This is a genomic window from Burkholderia sp. RF2-non_BP3, from assembly GCF_001522185.1.
Lineage (GTDB): Bacteria > Pseudomonadota > Gammaproteobacteria > Burkholderiales > Burkholderiaceae > Burkholderia > Burkholderia diffusa.
The window spans coordinates 124,130-142,981 of record NZ_LOSU01000012.1 but is presented as its reverse complement, the minus strand read 5'-3'; the positions used below and the strand labels follow the sequence as shown (position 1 = coordinate 142,981).

Here is an 18,852-nt window from a genome sequence, read left to right as displayed (position 1 = left end):
GTGCCTCCCTGGCTATGCGCGCGACGATTGCGCCGGCTGGTTCGAATCGGTGCCCGCCGGCGCCGCCTTGCGCGGCAGCCGGTACGGCACGCGCGACGCGCCCTTCTCGCGGCGCTGCCGCGCAAGCCGCCGCCGCGCACGGCGTTCCTGGCCGAAGCCCTGGCTGATTCGATCGATCACGATCGCGAGGATCACGATCGCGATGCCCGCCTGCGTGCCCTTGCCGACGTCAAGCGTCTGGATGCCCGCGAGCACGTCCTCGCCAAGGCCGCGCGAGCCGATCATCGACGCGATCACGACCATCGACAACGCCATCATCGTCGTCTGGTTGATGCCCGCCATGATGCTCGGCCGCGCGAGCGGCAACTGCACGTTCACGAGCAGTTGCCAGCGTGTCGTGCCGAACGCGCGCGCGGCCTCGGTCACGTCCGGATCGACGTGGCGGATGCCGAGATCGGTGAGCCGGATCAGCGGCGGCAATGCGTAGATGATCGTCGCGAGGATGGCCGGCACCTTGCCGAGCCCGAACAGCATCAGCACCGGAATCAGGTAGACGAAGCTCGGCAGCGTCTGCATCACGTCGAGCACGGGCAGCAGCAGCCGGCGCAGCCACGGGCTGCGCGACGCGAGAATGCCGAGCGGCACGCCGATCGCGACCGACAGCACCGTCGCGACGAGCATCAGCGCGAGCGTCTGCATCAGCTTGTCCCACAGGCCGAAGCAGCCGATCGCGTAGAGCAGCAGCATGAAGAGCACGCCGAGGCCGATGCGGCGCGTCGCGTTCCACGCGATCGCGCCGACCACGAGCAGCACGAGCCACGGCGGCGCAACGCGCAGCGCGCCTTCGAGCGGCACGAGCAGGTAGCGCAACAGCAGCGCGCTGAAGTGATGAAAGCTGTCGCCGTATTGCGCGACGAACGTCTCGAGCGCGCCGTTGACCCAGTCGGCGATCGACAGGTGCAGGAAGAAGCCGTTCATGATGATTCTCCGTCGCGCCGCAAAGGCGCGTCACGGCGGCGGCGGGTGCAGGCCCGCCGCCGCGCGCAGGTTACGCGCCCTTCAGGCTGCCGGCGATCTTCTGCGCGACGTCGGCCGGCACCCACTGCTTCCACATGTCCGGGCGCGTCTTCAGGAACTGCGTGGCCATCGCCGCGCCGTCGACCTTCTTCGTGGTCATCTCGAGGATCGTCTGATTCAGGAAATCCATCGGAAAGCGCACCTTGCCGAACACGCCGACGAGATCGGGGTTCGCGTCGGCGAACGGCTTCGACACGCCGACAGTCAGCCGCGACACCATGTACGACGACGCGCACTGATGCGTGCTGCTCTCGTCGCGCAGCGTCTTCCAGCAAGCTTCGTTATAGGCCGGCATCTTCAGCGCCGCGAACTTGTATTTCGCCATCAGCGCGGCCGGGCCCCAGTAATAGAACACGATCGGCGCACCGCGCTGGTATGCCGATGCGATCGCCGCGTCGAGCGCCGCGCCCGTGCCCGGATGGAAGTTCGTGTACGACTGGTCGAGCTTCAGTACCTTCAGGAGGCGCGTGTTCACGCGCTCGCAGTCCCAACCCGTCGGGCAGTTCAGGAAGCGGCCCTTGTCCGGCTCCTCCTCGTCGGCGAACACCTGCTTGAACTTCGGCAGATCGTCGACCGACGCGAGCCCCGGAGCGATCGGCTTGATGTTGCGCGCCGGGTCGCCCTTCACCACGTACTCGGGCACGAACCAGCCTTCCGTCGTGCCGCCCGGCAGCGTGTCGCCGATCAGCTTCACGGCGCCCGACGCGACGGCCTTTGCGGTGATCTCGCTGCGGCCCGTCCACTGCTCGGCCCAGATCTGCAGATCGTTGCGCGCGAGCGCCGTTTCCGTCGCCGCCGTGCTGCCGGGCACGACGTCGGTCTTGCAGCCGTAACCCTTCTCCATGATCTGCCGCAGCACCTCGGTCGCGAACGATCCGCTTTCCCACGTGATGCCCGCGAAATGGACCGTCTTGCCGTCGGCGCACGCGCCGCCGGCCGCATGGGCCGCGGGCGCGGACAGGATCGTCGCGGCGGCAAGAAGGACCGTTCTCAGTCGTCGAATCTGCATGGTGGGTTGTCTCCAAATCGAATCTGTTGTTTATGCGTCGCGGCATGCGCGGCGACCGGCGAATCGCGTATCCATCCACGTCCGGTCAGCCTGCATGGTCGAGCCGCCGATATGTTTAGGGAAACGAGTAATTCCGATCATTGCAATCGGCCGCGCCAATCGATCTCCGGCTGCCGCGTCAGGCCCGCCGAACGGGCCTCGCGGCCGATTCTCCGGGGCCGCTGCCGGCCCCGGCGCAGGCGCGTCGCGCCTGCGTTCGGCAACTGTTCGGCCGGCGCCGGCGCGCAGCCGCGGCACGCCGTACCGGCGGTCGAATGCGGTCGGCGCACCCATCGACGAACCCGATTCCATCCATCGAAATTACTCGCTTTCGGTTCCGTTTCGGCTTCGGAACAATGCGCGGTGTCATCGGAGGAGACAGGATCGGACGCCGCCCGTCGGCACGCCGCCGCGCTCGCGCGGACCGGTGCCGCGCGCGCCGCGCCGCTTCGCCCAGGATGACGGGACGCGCCTCACCAGACGCGCTCACGACAACCGATACAAGCTGGATACCCCGGAGATCTCAATGAACAGGAAACTGACCGCGCTCGCCGTCACCGCAGCCTTCGCGTCACCCGCATTCGCGCAAAGCAGCGTCACGCTGTACGGCGTGATCGATGAAGGCCTCAACTACACGAACAACGTCGGCACCGGCCACGTCTACGAAATGGCAAGCGGCTATGCGCAGGGCAGCCGCTGGGGCCTGAAGGGGAACGAGGATCTCGGCGGCGGCCTGAAGGCGATCTTCCAGCTCGAGAACGGCTTCGACGTCAACAGCGGCCGGCTCAACCAGGGCGGCCGCATGTTCGGCCGCCAGGCCTATGTCGGCCTGAGCCAGGCGCAGTACGGCACGCTGACCTTCGGTCGCCAGTACGATTCCGTCGTCGACTATCTCGCGCCGACCACCGCCAATGGCAACTGGGGCGGCTACCTGCTCGCGCACCCGTTCGACAATGACAACACCGACAACTCGTTCCGCCTCGACAACACGGTGAAATACGCGAGTCCGAACTTCGGCGGCTTCCAGTTCGGTGGCGCATACAGCTTCAGCAACAGCACGAACTTTTCGGACAATCGCGCATACAGCTTCGGCGCGCAATATCAGAACAACGGGCTGCTGATCGGCGCCGCGTACCTGCAGGCGAACCACCCCGGCGACGGTTCGGCCGGCGCGATCACCGCGAACGACGCCAGCTACATCGCCGAGCGCATGCGCGTGTTCGGCGCGGGCATCAACTACACGTTCGGTCCAGCGACGGTCGGCTTCGCGTACACGAACTCGAACTACAAGAACCCGACCGGCAACGGCTATCTCGGCACGCCGGGGGCGATCATCGCGCCGGGAGCGACGGTCAGCGCGATCAAGTACCAGAATTTCGAAGTGAACGGCGCCTACCAGATCACGCCGGCGTTCATGGTCGGCGCGCAGTACGTGCTGTCGCTCGAGAAATACGACGCGTCGACCGGCGACGCGAAGCCGAAGATTCACTCGGTCGGGCTGATGGCCGACTACAACCTGTCGAAGCGGACCGACGTGTACGTGCAAGCCGCATACCAGCACATCGCCGGCGACAAGACCGGATCGATTCTCGACCAGGCTTTCATCCCGGGCACCGACGCGCCGTCGTCGACGTCGAATCAGGTGGCCGTGCGACTCGCGCTGCGCCACAAGTTCTGACCCGTTTCGCCGTCTTCACGCGACACCCGCGCGGATCTGCCGTGGTGTCTTTGCCCGCCCGCAGGCGCAAGCCTGCCGGCGGGCTTTTTGCTTCGTGCCGGCGACGTGGCGGCGCAACGTGATTCATCGCAGGTCGTGCGTGCGGCCCGCCAACGCTGACAGGACAACCGCCGACTATCCACCGATACACGTGTACCGCCTCGACGTCCGGTGTCCTTCATGCCGGACGCCGCGACTTGAACCGCGACCGACGGCATCCGCAGGGTCGATGAAAGGAAGCGCGCCGCGATGCGGGCATCACGCCACCTGTCCGATGGCGGCCCGGCGCATCGTGACGATGCGCGCAGGCGGAATATTTGCCCACACGATCCGGCTGGCGTCGGCAACAAATGCCGGATCGCGCAGCGGGTGACGCTCGGGCACGCGCAAATCGTAGGTGAACTGGATCATCACGCCGTCGACCGACAGCACGCGCTCGCACTGCCCGACGATCGCCGTCACGTCCTCGCGCGGCAGCGTGCGCAGCGGCAGGCAGGACACGATCGCATCGACCGCCGCGTCGGGCGGCAGCAGCCGCTCGAGCTGCCGCGCGTCGCCCGACACGATGGAGATGCCGGGAAAGCGGCGTCGCAGGTGCTGCACGAACGCCGGCGACCGCTCGACCACGACGAGACGCCGTGGCGCGACGCCGCGTTCGAGCAACGCGGCGGTGATTGCGCCGGTGCCGCCGCCAAGCTCGACGACGAGTCCGTCGCCGTCCGGCACCGCATCGGCCATCTCGCGCGCCAGATGCCGCGAACTCGGGCACAACGCGCCCACCGCGGCCGGGCGGCCGACCCACTCGCGCACGAACAGTGCCGAGACACGCAACGCGTTCGGCCAGGTCATCGGCCGACCTTGCGCGATTGCGCGTTCGGCTTCGACGTGCCAATGACTGCCTGCAACAGGGCTACGACGACACGGGGTTCTTTCACGTGCATCCTCCTGAAGAATCGGTTCGCCGCGCTCGCGCGGCGATCAATCGATTCTAGGAAATGCAAACTTAAGGCGACGTGAAGATTGTCCCTGATTGCGTCGCCGATGCGGGCCGTGCAACCGATGGCGGCCCGATCAGCGGTCGACGCGCTGCTGAAACTGCGCGGGATACCGCTCGCCGACAATTCGTCGGTCAACGGTTCGCGCCGCCCCGCTGCCTCATCGCAGGTTGGTCCGCGCGTGCTCGACGCGCACGCTGAAGATCCCCGCACACCAGTCGTTTTCTCCGCGAAGCGCTGCCCTGCGGAGTGGCGCTGGCCCCTTCCGCTGGCCCCCGCATGCCGTTCAACGCAGCGTGCGCCGCCGACCACATCGCGATGCGCTACACCGGCAGCGCATGCGTCGACAGAATTTCCTTGAGCACCATGAACGAGCGCACCTGCCGCACACCGGGCAGGTACAGCAGCTGTTCCGCGTGCAAGCGGTTGAAGCTCTCGTTGTCGCGCGTGCGCACCAGCATGAAGTAGTCGAATTCGCCGGTCACCACGTGACATTCGACACACCCCGACACCTTCTGCGCGGCCTTCTCGAACTCGGCGAACGCCTCCGGCGTCGAACGATCGAGCACGAAGCCGATCACCACCAGCATCCCGGCACCCAGCGGCTTCGGGTCGAGCAGCGCCACGATGCCGCGAATCAACCCCATCTCCTTCAACCGCTCGACGCGCCGCAGGCACGCCGGCGCGCTCAGCTTCACCTTCGCGGAGAGGCTCACGTTCGAGATCGACGCGTCCTGCTGCAACTGCCGCAGGATCGCGCGGTCGATGCGGTCGAGCACCGGCGCCGTTTCGGCCGGCACTGCGCTTTCACGATCTAATTTCATTGCGTCTCCCGTACATTTTACGAATCGAAATTAAATATCTGATCGTCATTTCATCGATAACGTAGGTCGCCAGTACTTATTTCGCAAGCTCATTTCGCAGGGTCCTGCCTATCATTTTTCCATCGGGACACGGCGTGCCGGCCGCACCCGACCGACTCGAATTCCCGCCCACCGCCTTTCGGAGCTTGCCGATGAACCTGCAACGTTTCCCCCGTTATCCGCTCACGTTCGGCCCGACACCGATCCAGCCGCTCAAGCGCCTGAGCGCGCACCTCGGCGGCAAGGTCGAGCTATATGCGAAGCGCGAGGACTGCAACAGCGGCCTCGCTTTCGGCGGCAACAAGACGCGCAAGCTCGAATACCTCGTCCCCGACGCGCTCGCGCAAGGCGCCGACACGCTCGTGTCGATCGGCGGCGTGCAGTCGAACCAGACCCGCCAGGTCGCGGCCGTCGCCGCGCATCTCGGGATGAAGTGCGTGCTCGTGCAGGAGCACTGGGTCAACTACGAAGATCCGGTGTACGACCGCGTCGGGAACATCCAGCTGTCGCGGATGATGGGCGCCGACGTGCGGCTCGTCGCCGACGGCTTCGACATCGGCATTCGCCGCAGTTGGGAAGAAGCGATGGAAAGCGTGCGGCAGGCGGGCGGCAAGCCGTATCCGATTCCTGCCGGGTGTTCCGAGCATCCGCTCGGCGGGCTCGGGTTCGTCGGCTTCGCGGAAGAAGTACGCGAGCAGGAAGCGCAACTCGGCTTCAAGTTCGATTACGTCGTGGTCTGCTCGGTCACGGGCAGCACGCAGGCGGGGATGGTGGTCGGCTTCGCGGCCGACGGGCGCGCGGACCGCGTGATCGGCATCGACGCGTCGGCAACGCCCGAGCGCACGCACGAACAGATCACGCGCATCGCCCGGCACACGGCCGAGCTGGTCGGGCTGGGGCGCGATATCGACGAGCAGGACGTGGTGCTCGATACGCGCTATGCCGGGCCCGAATACGGACTGCCGAACGACGGCACGCTGGAGGCGATTCGTCTGTGTGCGCGGCTGGAAGGCATGCTGACCGATCCCGTCTATGAAGGCAAATCGATGCACGGGATGATCGACAAGGTGCGGCGCGGGGAATTCGAGCCGGGATCGAAGGTGCTGTACGCGCACCTTGGCGGAGTGCCGGCGTTGAGCGCGTATAGCGGGATTTTTCGGGAAGGTTGATCTCGCGTTGCGGCAGACCGGCGACGCATGCGCGACATCGGCGCCGCGGAAATAACTCGAGGCGGAAGTCGCAGGCGACCTTCGACGGCTGCTTCAACGAAACGATGCGCGGATCCGTCGCGGTCGTCAGAATCGCCCTTTTTTGATAGGAAACCTGATCTTTAGGGCGATCGGAACACCCGGTGTCATTGCAGATCCGCACCATGTTGCCGGTGACGGACGCCTCACGCGCATGCGGCCAACAGCAACAGCCCCGGCGCCAGCAAACGACGAACCCTCGTTTCTTCTCCCACGATCCATTTGCGCCGCACTGCTTCGCGCCATCTTGCCGCGAGCGCGTACCCGGCTTGCGCGCGGCGGGGCGAATACAATTCACCCACGCCGACACGCAGTCCAAGGCTCTCTCAGGCTCTCTTCGAATCGTTCAGTCACGCGCTGATTGCCGCTTTTCGCTGGGCCGACCGTCGTCGACACCGGCTTCCAAACATGACGCAACAAACAATAGTGACGTGGTGAGCAATAATAATGGAGAAAAACGGCATGTCAAGGTGATTCGCGATTTCAAAGTTTGCGCATCGCGTCACTTTTGAATATGCTCTTCGTCGCTCAAACCAGGAGACCCCTTCGAGATGCCCAATAGCGAGCAGGCCAACGCCGACCTCATCACCGCCACCAAGGTGCGCGATCTGCTGACGCGCAACGGCATCCCGCCGCGCAGTCACAACACGACGATCGCGAACGTGCTGGGCCTCAGTTTCTCGGTCGTCACGCGCAAGATGAAAGGGCTGATCCCGTGGAACCTGTCGCAGTTGCAGGACATCGCGACGCACTTCGGCGTGCCGCCCGCGATCCTGCTCGACGACAAGGGCACGCAGCCGGCCGCCGCGGAGATGATCGACGCGACGCTCGTGATCGAGTCGCGTCGTTTCCGCTGCCGCGCGGCGATCTCGGCGAAGGCCAGCAGCCAGACCGAAACGGATTTCGTCGCGTTGCAGTGGCAGGGCGAATGGATCGTCACCGAACGCCAGCACGCGCGCGAAGGCCGCCTCTATCCGGTCGACGTCATCGAACTGCGCTCGAGCCAGCCGACCGTGTACGCGGCGCGGATCGCGGTCGTCGACGACTCGCGGGACGTCGCCGAAACCGTCTGCGAATACTTCATCGAAAAAGGCGTGAACGCGATTCCGTACCATGACGGCGCGTCGTTCCGCAAGGCGCTGGAAGTCGAGGATTTCGACGGCTACATCCTCGACTGGATGCTCGGCGACCAGACCGCCGCCGAGCTCGTGCGCGGCATCCGTTCGAGCGAGAACGGCGGCGCGCCGATCTTCCTGCTGACCGGCAAGATCTCCACCGGCGAAGCGAGCGAGGACGAAATCGCGCACATCGTGTCGCACTACAACGCGCGCTGCGAGGAAAAGCCGGTGCGCCTGCCGATCCTGTTCGCCGAAGTCGCGCGCGAACTGAAGATCGCGCTGCCGGCCGTCACGGCCGCCGCCGCGAGCTGAGACCACGACAAGAACTCCACCACACGAACACGATCAAGGGGAAACACATGCGAATTTCGACCATCTGGGTCAAGAGCCTGGTCACGGCCTGCCTGCTCGGCATGGCCGCCGCGAGCTGGGCCGCGTCGTTCACGTTCACCGTCGACGGCAAGATCGGCCGCAGCAACCAGCCCGGCAAGACGACGTTCGTCTTCACCGAGCAGGCGCTGATGGCGCTGCCGCAGCACACGATCGTCACGTCGACGAGCTGGACGCCGAAGGCCACCTTCACCGGCCCGCGCCTGTCCGACGTGCTGAAGACCGTCGACGCGCACGGCACGCAGATCGAGTTCCGCTGCATCGACGAATACACGTTCACGATCCCCGTGTCGGATGCCGACAAGTACGGCGTGATCCTCGCGCGCACGATGAACGGCAAGGTGCTCGGCAACGACAACTACGGCCCGCTGTGGATCATGTATCCGCGCGACCAGTATCCCGACGAGCTGAAGACGCCGCTCGGCGAAGCCAAGTTCGCATGGCAGATCATCGGCCTGACCGTGAAGTAAGCGCGTGACATGATGCGCGGGCGGTGGAAGAACAGAAAGATCATCCTCATCCTGGGATCGTTGTGGATCCTGGGATTCGCCGCGTGGGCATTCCTGCTGTGGGACCTGCTCGCGACCTCGGTCAACGAGGGCGTGCTCGAAGGGCCGCGCGAAGGCGTGTTCTGGACGGCCGCGCAATACCGGAACGCCTACACGCGCTTCGACCGCCAGCTGATCCTCTACTCGACGCACGTGGACGACGACTTCGACCACGTGCAGATGCAGCTCGACAGCCTGTCGGTGTCGTTCGGATTCCTGCAGCGGCCGTCCGAAGTGTCCGAATACTGGCTGCGCATCCCGCGTGCGCGCGCCGAAATCGCGGTGCTCGGCGCATTCATGGCGCGCCTGAAGCACGACGTGCCGCTGCTGCGCAACGCGCCACAGGATGCGCCGCACGTGATCGACGACGTCAACGCATACTGGCCGAAGGTCAACGGCCTCGCGAACTACTTCCGCGCGATCGAGATGGCGCAGCGCGACTTCACGTTCCATCAGCTGAAGGAAAAGCAGCGGGCGATCCTGTCGCTCGGCATCATCCTCGGCGTGATCCTGTGCGCGCTGTTCCTGCTGCTGTTCTACACGATGCGCACGCGCGACGACCTGCTCGAACGACAGGACGCGGCGCTCGATGCGGAGCGCAAGGCATCCGATCGCGCGTTCGAGATGATCGAGGCGAAGAACGCGTTCCTCGGGATGGTCAGCCATGAACTGCGCACGCCGCTGCAGGCGATCTGCGGTTCGATCGAGATCCTGCTCGCGCGGCCGCAGTCCGACGCCAACCTGAAGACGATCCGGCGGCTGCAGAATTCCGCGTCGTCGCTCGAAGCGCTGGTCAAGGACCTGACCGATTACATCAAGCTGCGCTCGACCAAGCGCCTCGCCGAAACCGAAACGGTCGGCATGGCGTCGCTGCTCGCCGAGGTGCTCGATCCGCTGCGCGAGAAGATCGCGGCCAAGCGGATCGCCGTCGCGCAGCGCGTCGAGCCTCACGACCTCGCGATCCGCTCCGATCGCAAGCTGTTGCGTCAGGTGCTGTCGAACCTGATCGAGAATTCGGTGAAATACACCGCCGACGGATCGATCGACGTATCGATCATGCTCGTCGACGCGCCGGCCGGCCGCCAACTGAAACTCGCGGTGCGGGACACGGGCGCCGGTATCGCGAAGCAGCATCTGCCGAAGATCTTCGAGCCGTTCTACCGCGCGAACGACGCGGTCGGCCTGCATGTGGACGGAATCGGCATGGGGCTCGCGGTCGTGCGCGAGATCGTGACGACGCTGCGCGGCCACGTCGACGTGCGCAGCGTCGTCGGCGAAGGCAGCGAGTTCGTCGTGACGCTGCCGGCCGAGGTGCCGGATGCCGGAGAAACGGCCGGCGACGCGCCCGCGTGGCCGGCCGTCGCCGTGCATCGGAACCGCCGCGCGCTCGTGGTCGACGACAACGACAACGCGCGCGAAACGCTCGGTGCGATGCTGTCGGCGCTCGGCCTCGACGCCGATCTGTGCGGCACCGGGCAGGAAGGCATCGCCCGTTTCGGCGACACGCATTACGACCTCGTCGTGCTCGATCTCGAACTGCCGGACCTGAGTGGCTTCGAAGTCGCGCACCGCATCCGGATGGTCGCGCAACCGGACGACGACGGAAAGTTTCCGTCGATCCTCGGTGTCAGCGCGTACGAATCGGCCGCGCTGCGCGAGAACCAGCGGGTGTTCGACGAATTCCTGCCGAAACCCGTTCACCTGCGCGAACTCGGCGCGCTCGTCGAGAAGCTGCTCGGCTGAGCACGGCCGCGATGCGTGACGGGCAGGCGTTCCGGCCGCCCGCTGCGCGTTTCCCGCTTACTCGCCGATCAAATGCAGCACGATGTCGCGCCGATGCGCGGCGCGACGATGCTCGAACAGATAGATGCCCTGCCACGTGCCGAGCACCATGCGTCCGTGCTCGATCGGGATCGACAGCTGCACTTGCGTGAGCGCCGTGCGCAGATGCGCGGGCATGTCGTCGGGGCCTTCGGTGTCGTGCTCGTAGCGCGTGTCGTCCTCGGGCGCGAGCGTCGCGAAGTAGCGTTCGAGGTCGCGCTGCACGGACGGATCCGCGTTCTCCTGGATCAGCAGCGACGCGGACGTATGGCGGCAAAACACGGTCAGCAGCCCGGTGCGGATCGCCTGCTGGTCGACGAATGCGCGCACTTGCGGCGTGAACTCGACGAGGCCGCTGCCGCTCGCGTCGACGCCGATATGCGTGATGGCCTGTTGCATGACGACGGCCTCAGGCGAGCGCGGCGAAGCCGTCGGCCTCGATCTGCCCGGCGTCGGCGGGGCGCACGACGCGCGCGACTTCGACCCCGTCGCGCAGGAATACCAGCGTCGGCCACAGCTTCACGCCGAACGAACGGCCGAGCGGCCGACCCGGGCCATCCTCGATCTTCAGGTGCCGCACGGCCGGATGCGCGGAAAACGACGCGACGATCGCGGGCTGCGCGCCCGCGCAGATTCCGCACCAGTTCGTGCCGAATTCGATGACGGTCGCACCGGCCAGTGCGTCGACTTCCGCGCGCGTCGGCGCGTTGGCGGTGTAGCGTTGCTCGATGTCCATCGGTCCCTCGTGTGCAATTGCGGAACGTGGCCGCCGCGCGCCGGCATGGGTGGCACATGCGACCTTCGATTTCCCACTGTAGCGGAAAAGCACGCGCGATGCCGACGGCGGCCGCGCCGCGCCGCGCGAATGACACGACAAGAATCGGAGCGCCGCGCGGCGGCGACGCGATCAGCATGCGAACTGATCCCGTCAACGAAGGAAAGGCCATGAACGCCCCGCATCGCGTCACCGAACCCAACATCCTCTATTTCGGCACGCCCGTCGTGCTGATCAGCACGCTGAATCCGGACGGCACGGCCAATCTTGCGCCGATGTCGTCCGCGTTCTGGCTCGGCTGGCGCGGCATGCTCGGGCTCGCCGCCAGCTCGCAGACCACGCACAACCTGATGCGCACCGGCGAATGCGTGCTGAACCTGCCGTCGGCGACGCAGGCGCAGGCGGTCGACCGCATCGCGCGCACGACGGGCATGCATCCGGTGCCCGAGTCGAAGCAGGCACGGGGCTACGTGTACGAACCGGACAAGTTCGGCACCGCCGGGCTCACCGAGACGCCCTCGCAGACCATCGCCCCGCCGCGCGCGCTCGAATGCCCGGTGCATCTGGAAGCGGTGGTCGCCGCCACGCACGGCATCGGCGACGAAGCGCCCGACCTGCGCGGCCGCATCCGCGTGTTCGAGGTGCGCATCCAGCGCGTTCACGTACATCCCGACCTGCTGATGGACGGTCATCCCGACCGCATCGATCCGGACAAATGGTCGCCGCTGATCATGAGTTTTCAGAAGTTCTATGGCCTCGCGCCGCATCAGGTGCATGCGTCACGGCTCGCCGAGATTCCGGAGCGCGCGTATCGCAGCCCCGACATCGACCGCGCGCGCGAAGCGGGCATGTCGATCGGATAAGATACGGGCCGATCGACCCATGACCGAACCGACGGAGTGTTTCAGTGATTCAACCGACCCAAGTATTCAAGGACAACCTCGCGCAACTGCCGGCCATCGACGGTGTCGCGCGCATCGATCTCGTCGGCGCGAACGGCGACGTGATCGCCAGCATCGAGAACCAGCCGGGCAAGCAAGGTTCGCTCGCGGTGTACAACTACCTGAAGCAGGCATTCGGCACGCTCGACGCGAAGGCCGCCGAGCACGGCCTCGCCGTGTTCGCGGAGCACACCGCCGACGCGCGTAACCGCCCGGGCGCACACCCGAACGTCGATCGTCTGCTGGCGATCGTCGACGGCGGCGACGCGCTGCGGATCGACGTGGTCGCGAAGGCCTGAATGCCCGGCGACGGGCACGCACGCAAACGGTCGATGCCCGTCCTTTCCCGGAGACCCTCCACATGCGTCGCATGACTGTCCGGCCGTTCACCCGCCGCGTCGCATCGTTCGTCGCCCTCGCGTGCGTCGCGCTCGGCGGCGCGGCGTCCGCCGAGACGCTGCACACGGCTTCCGATATCGCCGGCGCGTCCCTGATTCCGCTCGGCGCGCTGCCGCGCTCGCCGGAGAACGGCACGCTCGACCCATTCTGTGCGCGATATCGCGCGAAGACCGCAACCGCGGCCGGCCGCGACGTCGCGAAGCTCGGCTGGATCGTGACGTCGGAAGCGCCGCTCGGCCGCTATACGGTCGTCACGTTCGCGAGCGGTTTCAAGCCGGGGACGAGCGCGATCTGTTACGCGCGCAACGCAAACATCGGCGTCTTCGACGGCACGACGCTCGTCGCGCTCGGCTATACGGCACGCTCGGCCGGCTGGCAGCTCGGCTCGGTCGAGTCGCTGGAAAGCGGCGCGCTGCTGGTCTGGGGCGGCGACGGCCCGTCGGCGCCCGTCGGCGAGCTGCGCGAAGAGCATGGCGGCTTGCGGCTGACGGCGGTCGCCGCCGAACGCACGTACTGCCACGGCCGTGCAGTCGTGCCCAACGTATACGGCAAGCCGCTCGATACGGCGCGCAAGATCCTGATCTCGCGTGGCTGGCAGCCGCTGCGTCCGCGCGAGAAGCCGGACTCGGCGGACGGCGCGGCCACGCTGGCGAAGCACGGGATCATCGAAGCCGAAGCGTGCTCCGGCACCGGCATGGGGTATTGCGCGCTGCGGTATCGGAGCGCGGCCGGCGTGCTAGGTGTGACGACGGCCGGCGGCGAGCCGGACACGCCGTCGGCGAATACCGTGATCGATTATCAGGTGGCTTGCAGGAAAGAGTGATCGGCGCGGTGGCGTTCGCTTGACTCATCGCTCCCGGCCACCCGTCGCTCGAGCGGCACGCGCGTCACCACGGTCGTTCAAAACGCGAACGATGCCGCGTCAGCAATCACATGCGCCGCCGGTTTCCCCATCCTCCGAGTCACGCAAGTCCGGCGCCCCGGCATGGCGTTCACGCGTATCCACCACCACGCGCAACTCACCGGTAGCAAATTCCTGTACCGGCGCGCGACGCGCGCGCAATCGTCAGCGATTCGCGCCGAGCGCCACGCGCAGCCGCTCCATCAGCCGCGTGTAGTGCCGCACCACATCGGCCTTGTCCGTCACGTTCGCGGTCGAGAACCGCTCGGACCACGCGGCCTTCCACTCATACGTGCCGTGCACGCTGCGGTCGCCGTCCGGCGACTGGATCAGCGAACGGATCCGCGCGTCGCGCCCCGGCCCCGTGTGCATCTCGAACAACGCGTGGATGAACGTGTGATACGCGTCGTACACGTCGTCGTCGAACAGGTAGCGGTAGATGTGAAACGTGCGGTCGAGTTCGCGCTTCGCGCGGATCACGTCGTCCGGCGAGATGTCCTTCCAGTAGCCGATCCACGTGTAGAAGCACAGCAGCGCGTTGAGCTGCGGCGCGACCGTGTCGTACAGCGTGAGCCGCTTCTCGATCAGCCGCTGGTTGGTCCACTGCACGAGCTCGAGCCGCTTCAGCCGGCGCGCGACGAGCCAGCCGAGACACGCAACCGACAACGGCGTCAGCACGCCGAGCACGAGCTTGACGATTTCCAGCGAATTCCACGGATTGTTGAATGGCTGCATGAATGGCTCGACAAGAAGGACGCACCGCCCGGCGGATCGCATCGCGCGCAGCGCGCGCGTTCGTCGATCCCTTCGCGGTCGACCGTTAGTTGCTTGCGCATCGAAGTCGCACCGTGATGCGCCCGGTGCGTGGCGAAGCGGCTCGTCCCCCCAGTGTATCGGCCAAATGTCACTGGCCGGTGACGATTCGCCGAATCGTCGTCACGCGCCCGTGCCGCGTTACGTCGGCAGCGCCGACGTGAGCTTGACCTTCTGCATCGGAATGTCGGTCTTCACGCTCAGCACGCCCGGGATGCGCGTCAGGTATTCCATCTGGAAGCGCCGGTAGTCGTCGATGTCGGCGGCCACCACGCGCAGCAGGAAATCGCAGTCGCCGGCCATCAGGTGGCATTCGACCACTTCCGGCATCTGCTGGACGGCCTCGGCAAAGCGGTTCACGGATTCGGCGTCCTGCCCCTTCAGCCACACGCGCGTGAAAATCGTCAGCCCCTTGCCGACCTTCGCCGGGTTCAGCACGGCCACGTATTTCTCGATCACGCCCGCTTCCTCGAGCAGCCGCACGCGCCGCAGGCACGGCGACGGCGACAGCCCGACCTCGTGCGCGAGTTCCACGTTCTGCATGCGGCCGTCGCGTTGCAGCGCGCTCAGGATCCGCCGGTCGATAGCGTCAAGCTTCATTGGCATCAAATTCCAAAAAATTCGCAAATCGCTCACTCAATGCCAAATTCTCGTGAATATCGATCCGCAACGCAACCCGATTCGAGTCAAAAAAGCAGACAATCCTCCTCCCCGAAGGAGGAGTAATGAGCAGTAGCGTTTCAACGTCGTCCGGGCTTCGCGACAGGCCCGCCTATGTCGCCGAGATGGGCCGCGGATTGCGCGCGGCGCTGCCCGTCATGCTGGGTTTCGTGCCGTTCGCGCTGGTGCTCGGCGCGCAGGCCGCGCAAAAAGGGCTGAGCCTGTTCGAGGTCCCGATGATGACGGGCCTGAATTTCGGCGGCGGCTCGGAATTCGCGGCCATCCATCTGTGGACCTCGCCGCCGCACATCGCGCTGATCGTCGCGATGTCGTTCCTCGTGAATTCGCGTCACATCCTGATGGGCGCGGCGTTCGCGCCGTACATCCGGCGCCTGCCGCGCCGCCGCGCGTTCGCCGCGCTGTTCTTCATGTGCGACGAAAGCTGGGCGATGTCGCTTGCCGACGCACGCTCGCGCTCGGCCACGCACATCAGCGTCCCGTATTACGCGGGCGTGTGCGCCGGGCTGTACCTGACGTGGATCTCGATGACGACGCTCGGCGCGGCGGTCGGCCCGACGATCGGCAACGTCGAGCAGTACGGCTTCGACATGGCGTTCACGGCCGTGTTTCTGGTGCTGCTGCGCGGGATGTGGAAGGGCATGCGCGCGAGCCGTCCGTGGTTCGTGAGCCTCGTCGTCGCGGCCGGCACGCATCTGGCCGTGCCCGGCGCGTGGTACGTCCCGGCCGGCGCGTGCGCGGGGCTGATCGCCGCGCTGCTGTGGGAGCCGCGCGATGCTGCCTGATTTCGCGACGGTCGCGACCATCGTGCTGATGGCGTCGACGACCTACCTGTCGCGCGTGCTCGGCTACGTGCTGCTGCGCAACCGCACGCTGAGCCCGCGGATGGCGTCGGTGATGGAGAACGTGCCCGGTTGCGTGCTGATCTCGGTGATCGCGCCGGCCTTCGTGTCGACGCGCCCGGCCGATCTGCTCGCGCTCGCCGTCACGCTGATCGCGGCGACCCGCCTGTCGATCCTGCCGACCGTCATCGTCGGCGTCGTGTCGGCCGGCCTGCTGCGGTATTTGCTCGGGTAATCGGGTAACGCGGGTCCGAGCGCCGCGCGGGCGACACATCGAAGCGGAAGACGGGCGCGCCATGCGCCCGTTTTCGCATCCGCGCGCCGGCCGAGGCTCCGGCTCTGCGTGACGCGGCAAGCGGCACGCGTCGCGACGGGGTGTTAGCCTTGCGGCTATACCCGCGATGCCTTCCCCCTCATTGCCTGCCTGCGAGGATCGTCCCGATGCAAGAAACCCGCCCGCTGTTCGACCGCGTCCTGCTCACCAACGACGACGGATTCGACGCCCCCGGCCTTGAAGTGCTCGAACAGGTCGCCACGCAACTGGCGCGCGAAGTCTGGATCGTCGCCCCGGCCGAAGACCAGAGCGGCACGTCGCATTCGCTGAGCCTGCACGAACCGCTGCGCGTGCATCGCAAGGGCGAGCGCCGCTTCGCCGTGCGCGGCACGCCGGGCGATTGCGTCGCGATCGCGGTCAGCCACCTGATGAAGGACGCACGACCCGACGTCGTGCTGTCCGGCGTGAATCGCGGCGCGAACCTCGGCACCGAAACGGTGTTCTCGGGCACCGTCGGCGCCGCGATGACGAGCATGCTGGTCGGCGTGCCGGCGATCGCGCTGAGCCAGGCGTTCAGCGACCGCAACGCGGTGCCGTGGACCACGGCGCTCACGCATGCGCCGGACGTGATTCGCCGGCTGGTCGCGGCCGGCTGGGACAGCGACGCGTGCCTCAACGTGAATTTCCCGGCGCGGCCGGCCGACGACGTGCGCGGCCTGAAGGTGACGAACCAGGGCGCCGGCACGCTGCAGGGCGTCGAAATCGTGTCGGGGCGCGATCCGCGCGACATCGAATACCACTGGCTGAAACTGGCGCGCGCACCGCGCGACGACGATGCGGATTCGGAAACGGTCGCGCTCGGCGAAGGCTACATCGCGGTCACGCCGCTGAAGTTCGAACGCACGCACGACCACGCGCTCGCGCGGCTGCGGTCGAACCTCGGCTGACCTCGGGGGTGATACCGGCCGGCGGCTTCGCCGTCGGCGCGCATCGCCCCGGCACAACGCCGTCGCGCCGCCCGCATCGCCCGTCCGCGGTCACGTCAGGTTCAATCCCCCGTCGAGCATCACGATCTCGCCCGTCACGTAATCGGACGCGACGAGCATCGCGACCGTCTGCGCGACGTCGTCCGGCGTCGCTGCGCGGCGCATCGGCGCGCGCTCGCGCCAGAGCTGCTGCGCGTCGGTCCAGTCGGCGGTCAGCGGCGTATCGACGAGCCCCGGCGCCACCGCATTGACGCGAATCGCCGGCGCGAGCGTGCGCGCCAGCAAGCGCGTCGTGTGATTGAGCGCGGCCTTCGCGGCCGCATACGGAATCGACGCGCCCTTCGGCCGCACGCCCGCATGCGAGCTGACGTTGATCACGCAACCGGCGCGCCCGCTCGACGCCGCTTCGAGCAGCGCCGGCTGCGCTTCGGCGACGAGCCGGAACGGCGCGATCACGTTGATCTCGTGCATCTCGCGCCACACGTCGGGCGTCGCGGCGGCGAGATCGTCGTGCGGAATCACACGGCTCGCGCCCGCGTTGTTGACCAGCACGTCGAGGCGGCCGTGCACCGCCACCGCGTCGCGGATCAGCCGCACGCGCTGCGCATCGTCGGCGAGATCGGCCTGCACGTAGGCCGCGCCAAGTTCGCGCGCCATCGCGCGACCGGTTTCGGCGGAACTGCGCGAATGCAGGATCACCGCGTAACCGTCCGCCGCCAGCCGTCGCGCGATGGCCGCGCCGATTCCCGACGTCGATCCGGTTACGAGCGCGACGGGCCGCTGCACGCGCGACGCGCGCGGCTCGGTGACGGTTTCGGTTTCAGGTTCCGTTTCGGAGACCGGGGCATTCATCGGCGGATGCGGCGCGTCCATGGCGTGGAATCCTGTCAGTGGCGTTCCCGCATCATAAGCATGACGGCGGCCGATGCGGATGCGTGCCGTCTACGGCCGTTTCGGCAGATCGACGAAATCCTCGAGCTCGCCGGCGATGTGAAGCCGCTTGCCGATTCTCGGGTATTCGCAGACGTCGTGTTCGAGGCGCTGGCCGAGGACGAACAGTTCCAGCGGCACGTCGCCGGTGTTCTGCAACGTGTGTGCATCGCCGCCGCGCGGGAAGCCGAGAAAGTCACCCGGCCCGATTTCGCACGTGCGTTCGCCGATCGTGACCGTGCCGGTGCCGGACAGCACGTACACGCATTCTTCCTCGTACAGGTGGCGGTGATACTCGGCCGATTCGTGGCCGGGCATCAGCGTCAGCAGATGCGCGCCGATCTGCGTGAGGCCGGTCAGGTCGCCGAGCTGTCGTTTGAGGCGAACGGCGTTGGGATTGAGCGAATGCACCGCGCGGGTCGGTTCCATTTTCGCGATGTCGGCGGCTTTCAGCAGTTCCCTGGGAGGTGTCGTGGACATGGGGATCTC

22 protein-coding genes and 1 pseudogene are annotated in these 18,852 nt (G+C 66.7%); 11 read left to right on the top strand and 12 right to left on the bottom strand.

From position 1 onward, the window contains the following. Window positions 1–12 precede the first annotated feature (12 nt). On the bottom strand, window positions 13–978 hold the full coding sequence (locus WS45_RS06090) for an ABC transporter permease (protein WP_059698786.1): 966 nt from the start codon (window positions 976–978) through the stop codon (window positions 13–15). A 70-nt stretch (window positions 979–1,048) separates the two neighbouring features. Next, a complete protein-coding gene (locus WS45_RS06085) occupies window positions 1,049–2,086 on the bottom strand; it encodes an ABC transporter substrate-binding protein (RefSeq protein ID WP_059692529.1) in 1,038 nt (345 codons plus the stop codon). Window positions 2,087–2,651: 565 nt separating this feature from the next. On the opposite strand from WS45_RS06085, the gene WS45_RS06075 reads away from it, so the two are divergent. After that, window positions 2,652–3,803, top strand: a complete 1,152-nt coding sequence (locus WS45_RS06075) for a porin (RefSeq protein WP_059692531.1) — start codon at window positions 2,652–2,654, stop codon at window positions 3,801–3,803. Between the two features lie 297 nt (window positions 3,804–4,100). On the opposite strand, the gene WS45_RS06070 is transcribed toward WS45_RS06075, so the two are convergent. The 3 genes from WS45_RS06070 to WS45_RS06065 form a co-directional block, all read right to left on the bottom strand. Beyond that, window positions 4,101–4,691 (bottom strand): class I SAM-dependent methyltransferase, encoded by a 591-nt coding sequence (locus WS45_RS06070; protein WP_059692532.1) that lies wholly within the window; start codon window positions 4,689–4,691, stop codon window positions 4,101–4,103. Further along, on the bottom strand, window positions 4,688–4,975 hold the full coding sequence (locus WS45_RS34765) for a hypothetical protein (protein WP_156437049.1): 288 nt from the start codon (window positions 4,973–4,975) through the stop codon (window positions 4,688–4,690). The genes WS45_RS06070 and WS45_RS34765 overlap by 4 nt, the downstream gene beginning before the upstream one ends. 185 nt (window positions 4,976–5,160) lie before the next feature. After that, complete coding sequence (locus WS45_RS06065) at window positions 5,161–5,661, bottom strand: Lrp/AsnC family transcriptional regulator (protein ID WP_059698782.1); 501 nt, start codon at window positions 5,659–5,661, stop codon at window positions 5,161–5,163. A 191-nt stretch (window positions 5,662–5,852) separates the two neighbouring features. On the opposite strand from WS45_RS06065, the gene WS45_RS06060 reads away from it, so the two are divergent. Beyond that, window positions 5,853–6,869 (top strand): 1-aminocyclopropane-1-carboxylate deaminase, encoded by a 1,017-nt coding sequence (locus tag WS45_RS06060; RefSeq protein WP_059692533.1) that lies wholly within the window; start codon window positions 5,853–5,855, stop codon window positions 6,867–6,869. Between the two features lie 79 nt (window positions 6,870–6,948). On the opposite strand, the pseudogene WS45_RS36375 reads toward WS45_RS06060, so the two are convergent. Next, window positions 6,949–7,162 (bottom strand): annotated as a pseudogene (locus tag WS45_RS36375) (sel1 repeat family protein); the annotation flags it as partial. Window positions 7,163–7,498: 336 nt separating this feature from the next. On the opposite strand from WS45_RS36375, the gene WS45_RS06055 reads away from it, so the two are divergent. From WS45_RS06055 to atsR, 3 genes are read left to right on the top strand one after another with little or no spacing between them, the layout of a single operon-like run. After that, window positions 7,499–8,377, top strand: a complete 879-nt coding sequence (locus WS45_RS06055; RefSeq protein WP_059698780.1) for a response regulator — start codon at window positions 7,499–7,501, stop codon at window positions 8,375–8,377. Between the two features lie 47 nt (window positions 8,378–8,424). Next, window positions 8,425–8,925 (top strand): molybdopterin-dependent oxidoreductase, encoded by a 501-nt coding sequence (locus tag WS45_RS06050; RefSeq protein ID WP_059533695.1) that lies wholly within the window; start codon window positions 8,425–8,427, stop codon window positions 8,923–8,925. 9 nt (window positions 8,926–8,934) lie between these two features. Continuing rightward, window positions 8,935–10,746 carry a hybrid sensor histidine kinase/response regulator AtsR gene (gene atsR / locus WS45_RS06045; protein WP_059698778.1) on the top strand — a complete coding sequence of 604 codons (1,812 nt, stop codon included), beginning with the start codon at window positions 8,935–8,937 and terminating at the stop codon, window positions 10,744–10,746. A gap of 57 nt (window positions 10,747–10,803) precedes the next feature. Here atsR and WS45_RS06040 read toward each other — a convergent pair whose 3' ends face one another. Then, complete coding sequence (locus WS45_RS06040) at window positions 10,804–11,223, bottom strand: secondary thiamine-phosphate synthase enzyme YjbQ (protein WP_059698776.1); 420 nt, start codon at window positions 11,221–11,223, stop codon at window positions 10,804–10,806. Between the two features lie 10 nt (window positions 11,224–11,233). Next, window positions 11,234–11,560 carry a thioredoxin family protein gene (locus tag WS45_RS06035; RefSeq protein WP_059533691.1) on the bottom strand — a complete coding sequence of 109 codons (327 nt, stop codon included), beginning with the start codon at window positions 11,558–11,560 and terminating at the stop codon, window positions 11,234–11,236. Window positions 11,561–11,769: 209 nt separating this feature from the next. On the opposite strand from WS45_RS06035, the gene WS45_RS06030 reads away from it, so the two are divergent. The 3 genes from WS45_RS06030 to WS45_RS06020 all read left to right on the top strand — a co-directional run bounded on the left by WS45_RS06030 (window position 11,770) and on the right by WS45_RS06020 (window position 13,762). Further along, window positions 11,770–12,462: a flavin reductase family protein gene (locus WS45_RS06030; protein WP_059698876.1), complete on the top strand. Its 693-nt coding sequence runs from the start codon at window positions 11,770–11,772 to the stop codon at window positions 12,460–12,462. Between the two features lie 44 nt (window positions 12,463–12,506). Then, on the top strand, window positions 12,507–12,839 hold the full coding sequence (locus WS45_RS06025) for a DUF2322 family protein (RefSeq protein WP_059698774.1): 333 nt from the start codon (window positions 12,507–12,509) through the stop codon (window positions 12,837–12,839). 62 nt (window positions 12,840–12,901) lie between these two features. Further along, window positions 12,902–13,762 carry a hypothetical protein gene (locus WS45_RS06020; RefSeq protein ID WP_059698772.1) on the top strand — a complete coding sequence of 287 codons (861 nt, stop codon included), beginning with the start codon at window positions 12,902–12,904 and terminating at the stop codon, window positions 13,760–13,762. 243 nt (window positions 13,763–14,005) lie between these two features. Here the strand turns inward: WS45_RS06020 and WS45_RS06015 are convergent, their stop codons facing one another. Further along, complete coding sequence (locus WS45_RS06015; RefSeq protein WP_059685249.1) at window positions 14,006–14,575, bottom strand: hypothetical protein; 570 nt, start codon at window positions 14,573–14,575, stop codon at window positions 14,006–14,008. Between the two features lie 219 nt (window positions 14,576–14,794). Continuing rightward, window positions 14,795–15,253 carry an Lrp/AsnC family transcriptional regulator gene (locus WS45_RS06010; RefSeq protein ID WP_006486309.1) on the bottom strand — a complete coding sequence of 153 codons (459 nt, stop codon included), beginning with the start codon at window positions 15,251–15,253 and terminating at the stop codon, window positions 14,795–14,797. Between the two features lie 125 nt (window positions 15,254–15,378). On the opposite strand from WS45_RS06010, the gene WS45_RS06005 reads away from it, so the two are divergent. From WS45_RS06005 to surE, 3 genes are all read left to right on the top strand, one after another. Further along, on the top strand, window positions 15,379–16,116 hold the full coding sequence (locus WS45_RS06005; RefSeq protein WP_059698770.1) for an AzlC family ABC transporter permease: 738 nt from the start codon (window positions 15,379–15,381) through the stop codon (window positions 16,114–16,116). Then, entirely contained in the window at window positions 16,106–16,408 is a 303-nt protein-coding gene (locus WS45_RS06000) for an AzlD family protein (protein WP_082721853.1), read from the top strand. The genes WS45_RS06005 and WS45_RS06000 overlap by 11 nt, the downstream gene beginning before the upstream one ends. 206 nt (window positions 16,409–16,614) lie before the next feature. Further along, window positions 16,615–17,394: a 5'/3'-nucleotidase SurE gene (gene surE / locus WS45_RS05995; RefSeq protein WP_059533679.1), complete on the top strand. Its 780-nt coding sequence runs from the start codon at window positions 16,615–16,617 to the stop codon at window positions 17,392–17,394. Window positions 17,395–17,484: 90 nt separating this feature from the next. On the opposite strand, the gene WS45_RS05990 is transcribed toward surE, so the two are convergent. Together WS45_RS05990 and WS45_RS05985 are read right to left on the bottom strand one after the other, a co-directional pair. Next, window positions 17,485–18,306: an SDR family NAD(P)-dependent oxidoreductase gene (locus WS45_RS05990; protein ID WP_059698768.1), complete on the bottom strand. Its 822-nt coding sequence runs from the start codon at window positions 18,304–18,306 to the stop codon at window positions 17,485–17,487. A 69-nt stretch (window positions 18,307–18,375) separates the two neighbouring features. Continuing rightward, a complete protein-coding gene (locus WS45_RS05985; protein ID WP_059692539.1) occupies window positions 18,376–18,843 on the bottom strand; it encodes a cupin domain-containing protein in 468 nt (155 codons plus the stop codon). Window positions 18,844–18,852 lie beyond the last annotated feature (9 nt).

Excerpts from the sequence above, each read along its gene's own strand:
- WS45_RS06090 (WP_059698786.1), bottom strand. The coding sequence starts at position 978 with ATGAACGGCTTCTTCCTGCACCTGTCGATCGCCGACTGGGTCAACGGC.
- WS45_RS06085 (WP_059692529.1), bottom strand. The coding sequence starts at position 2,086 with ATGCAGATTCGACGACTGAGAACGGTCCTTCTTGCCGCCGCGACGATC.
- WS45_RS06075 (WP_059692531.1), top strand. The coding sequence starts at position 2,652 with ATGAACAGGAAACTGACCGCGCTCGCCGTCACCGCAGCCTTCGCGTCA.
- WS45_RS06070 (WP_059692532.1), bottom strand. The coding sequence starts at position 4,691 with ATGACCTGGCCGAACGCGTTGCGTGTCTCGGCACTGTTCGTGCGCGAG.
- WS45_RS06065 (WP_059698782.1), bottom strand. The coding sequence starts at position 5,661 with ATGAAATTAGATCGTGAAAGCGCAGTGCCGGCCGAAACGGCGCCGGTG.
- WS45_RS06060 (WP_059692533.1), top strand. The coding sequence starts at position 5,853 with ATGAACCTGCAACGTTTCCCCCGTTATCCGCTCACGTTCGGCCCGACA.
- WS45_RS06055 (WP_059698780.1), top strand. The coding sequence starts at position 7,499 with ATGCCCAATAGCGAGCAGGCCAACGCCGACCTCATCACCGCCACCAAG.
- WS45_RS06050 (WP_059533695.1), top strand. The coding sequence starts at position 8,425 with ATGCGAATTTCGACCATCTGGGTCAAGAGCCTGGTCACGGCCTGCCTG.
- atsR (WP_059698778.1), top strand. The coding sequence starts at position 8,935 with ATGATGCGCGGGCGGTGGAAGAACAGAAAGATCATCCTCATCCTGGGA.
- WS45_RS06040 (WP_059698776.1), bottom strand. The coding sequence starts at position 11,223 with ATGCAACAGGCCATCACGCATATCGGCGTCGACGCGAGCGGCAGCGGC.
- WS45_RS06035 (WP_059533691.1), bottom strand. The coding sequence starts at position 11,560 with ATGGACATCGAGCAACGCTACACCGCCAACGCGCCGACGCGCGCGGAA.
- WS45_RS06030 (WP_059698876.1), top strand. The coding sequence starts at position 11,770 with ATGAACGCCCCGCATCGCGTCACCGAACCCAACATCCTCTATTTCGGC.
- WS45_RS06020 (WP_059698772.1), top strand. The coding sequence starts at position 12,902 with ATGCGTCGCATGACTGTCCGGCCGTTCACCCGCCGCGTCGCATCGTTC.
- WS45_RS06015 (WP_059685249.1), bottom strand. The coding sequence starts at position 14,575 with ATGCAGCCATTCAACAATCCGTGGAATTCGCTGGAAATCGTCAAGCTC.
- WS45_RS06010 (WP_006486309.1), bottom strand. The coding sequence starts at position 15,253 with ATGAAGCTTGACGCTATCGACCGGCGGATCCTGAGCGCGCTGCAACGC.
- WS45_RS06005 (WP_059698770.1), top strand. The coding sequence starts at position 15,379 with ATGAGCAGTAGCGTTTCAACGTCGTCCGGGCTTCGCGACAGGCCCGCC.
- WS45_RS06000 (WP_082721853.1), top strand. The coding sequence starts at position 16,106 with ATGCTGCCTGATTTCGCGACGGTCGCGACCATCGTGCTGATGGCGTCG.
- surE (WP_059533679.1), top strand. The coding sequence starts at position 16,615 with ATGCAAGAAACCCGCCCGCTGTTCGACCGCGTCCTGCTCACCAACGAC.
- WS45_RS05990 (WP_059698768.1), bottom strand. The coding sequence starts at position 18,306 with ATGGACGCGCCGCATCCGCCGATGAATGCCCCGGTCTCCGAAACGGAA.
- WS45_RS05985 (WP_059692539.1), bottom strand. The coding sequence starts at position 18,843 with ATGTCCACGACACCTCCCAGGGAACTGCTGAAAGCCGCCGACATCGCG.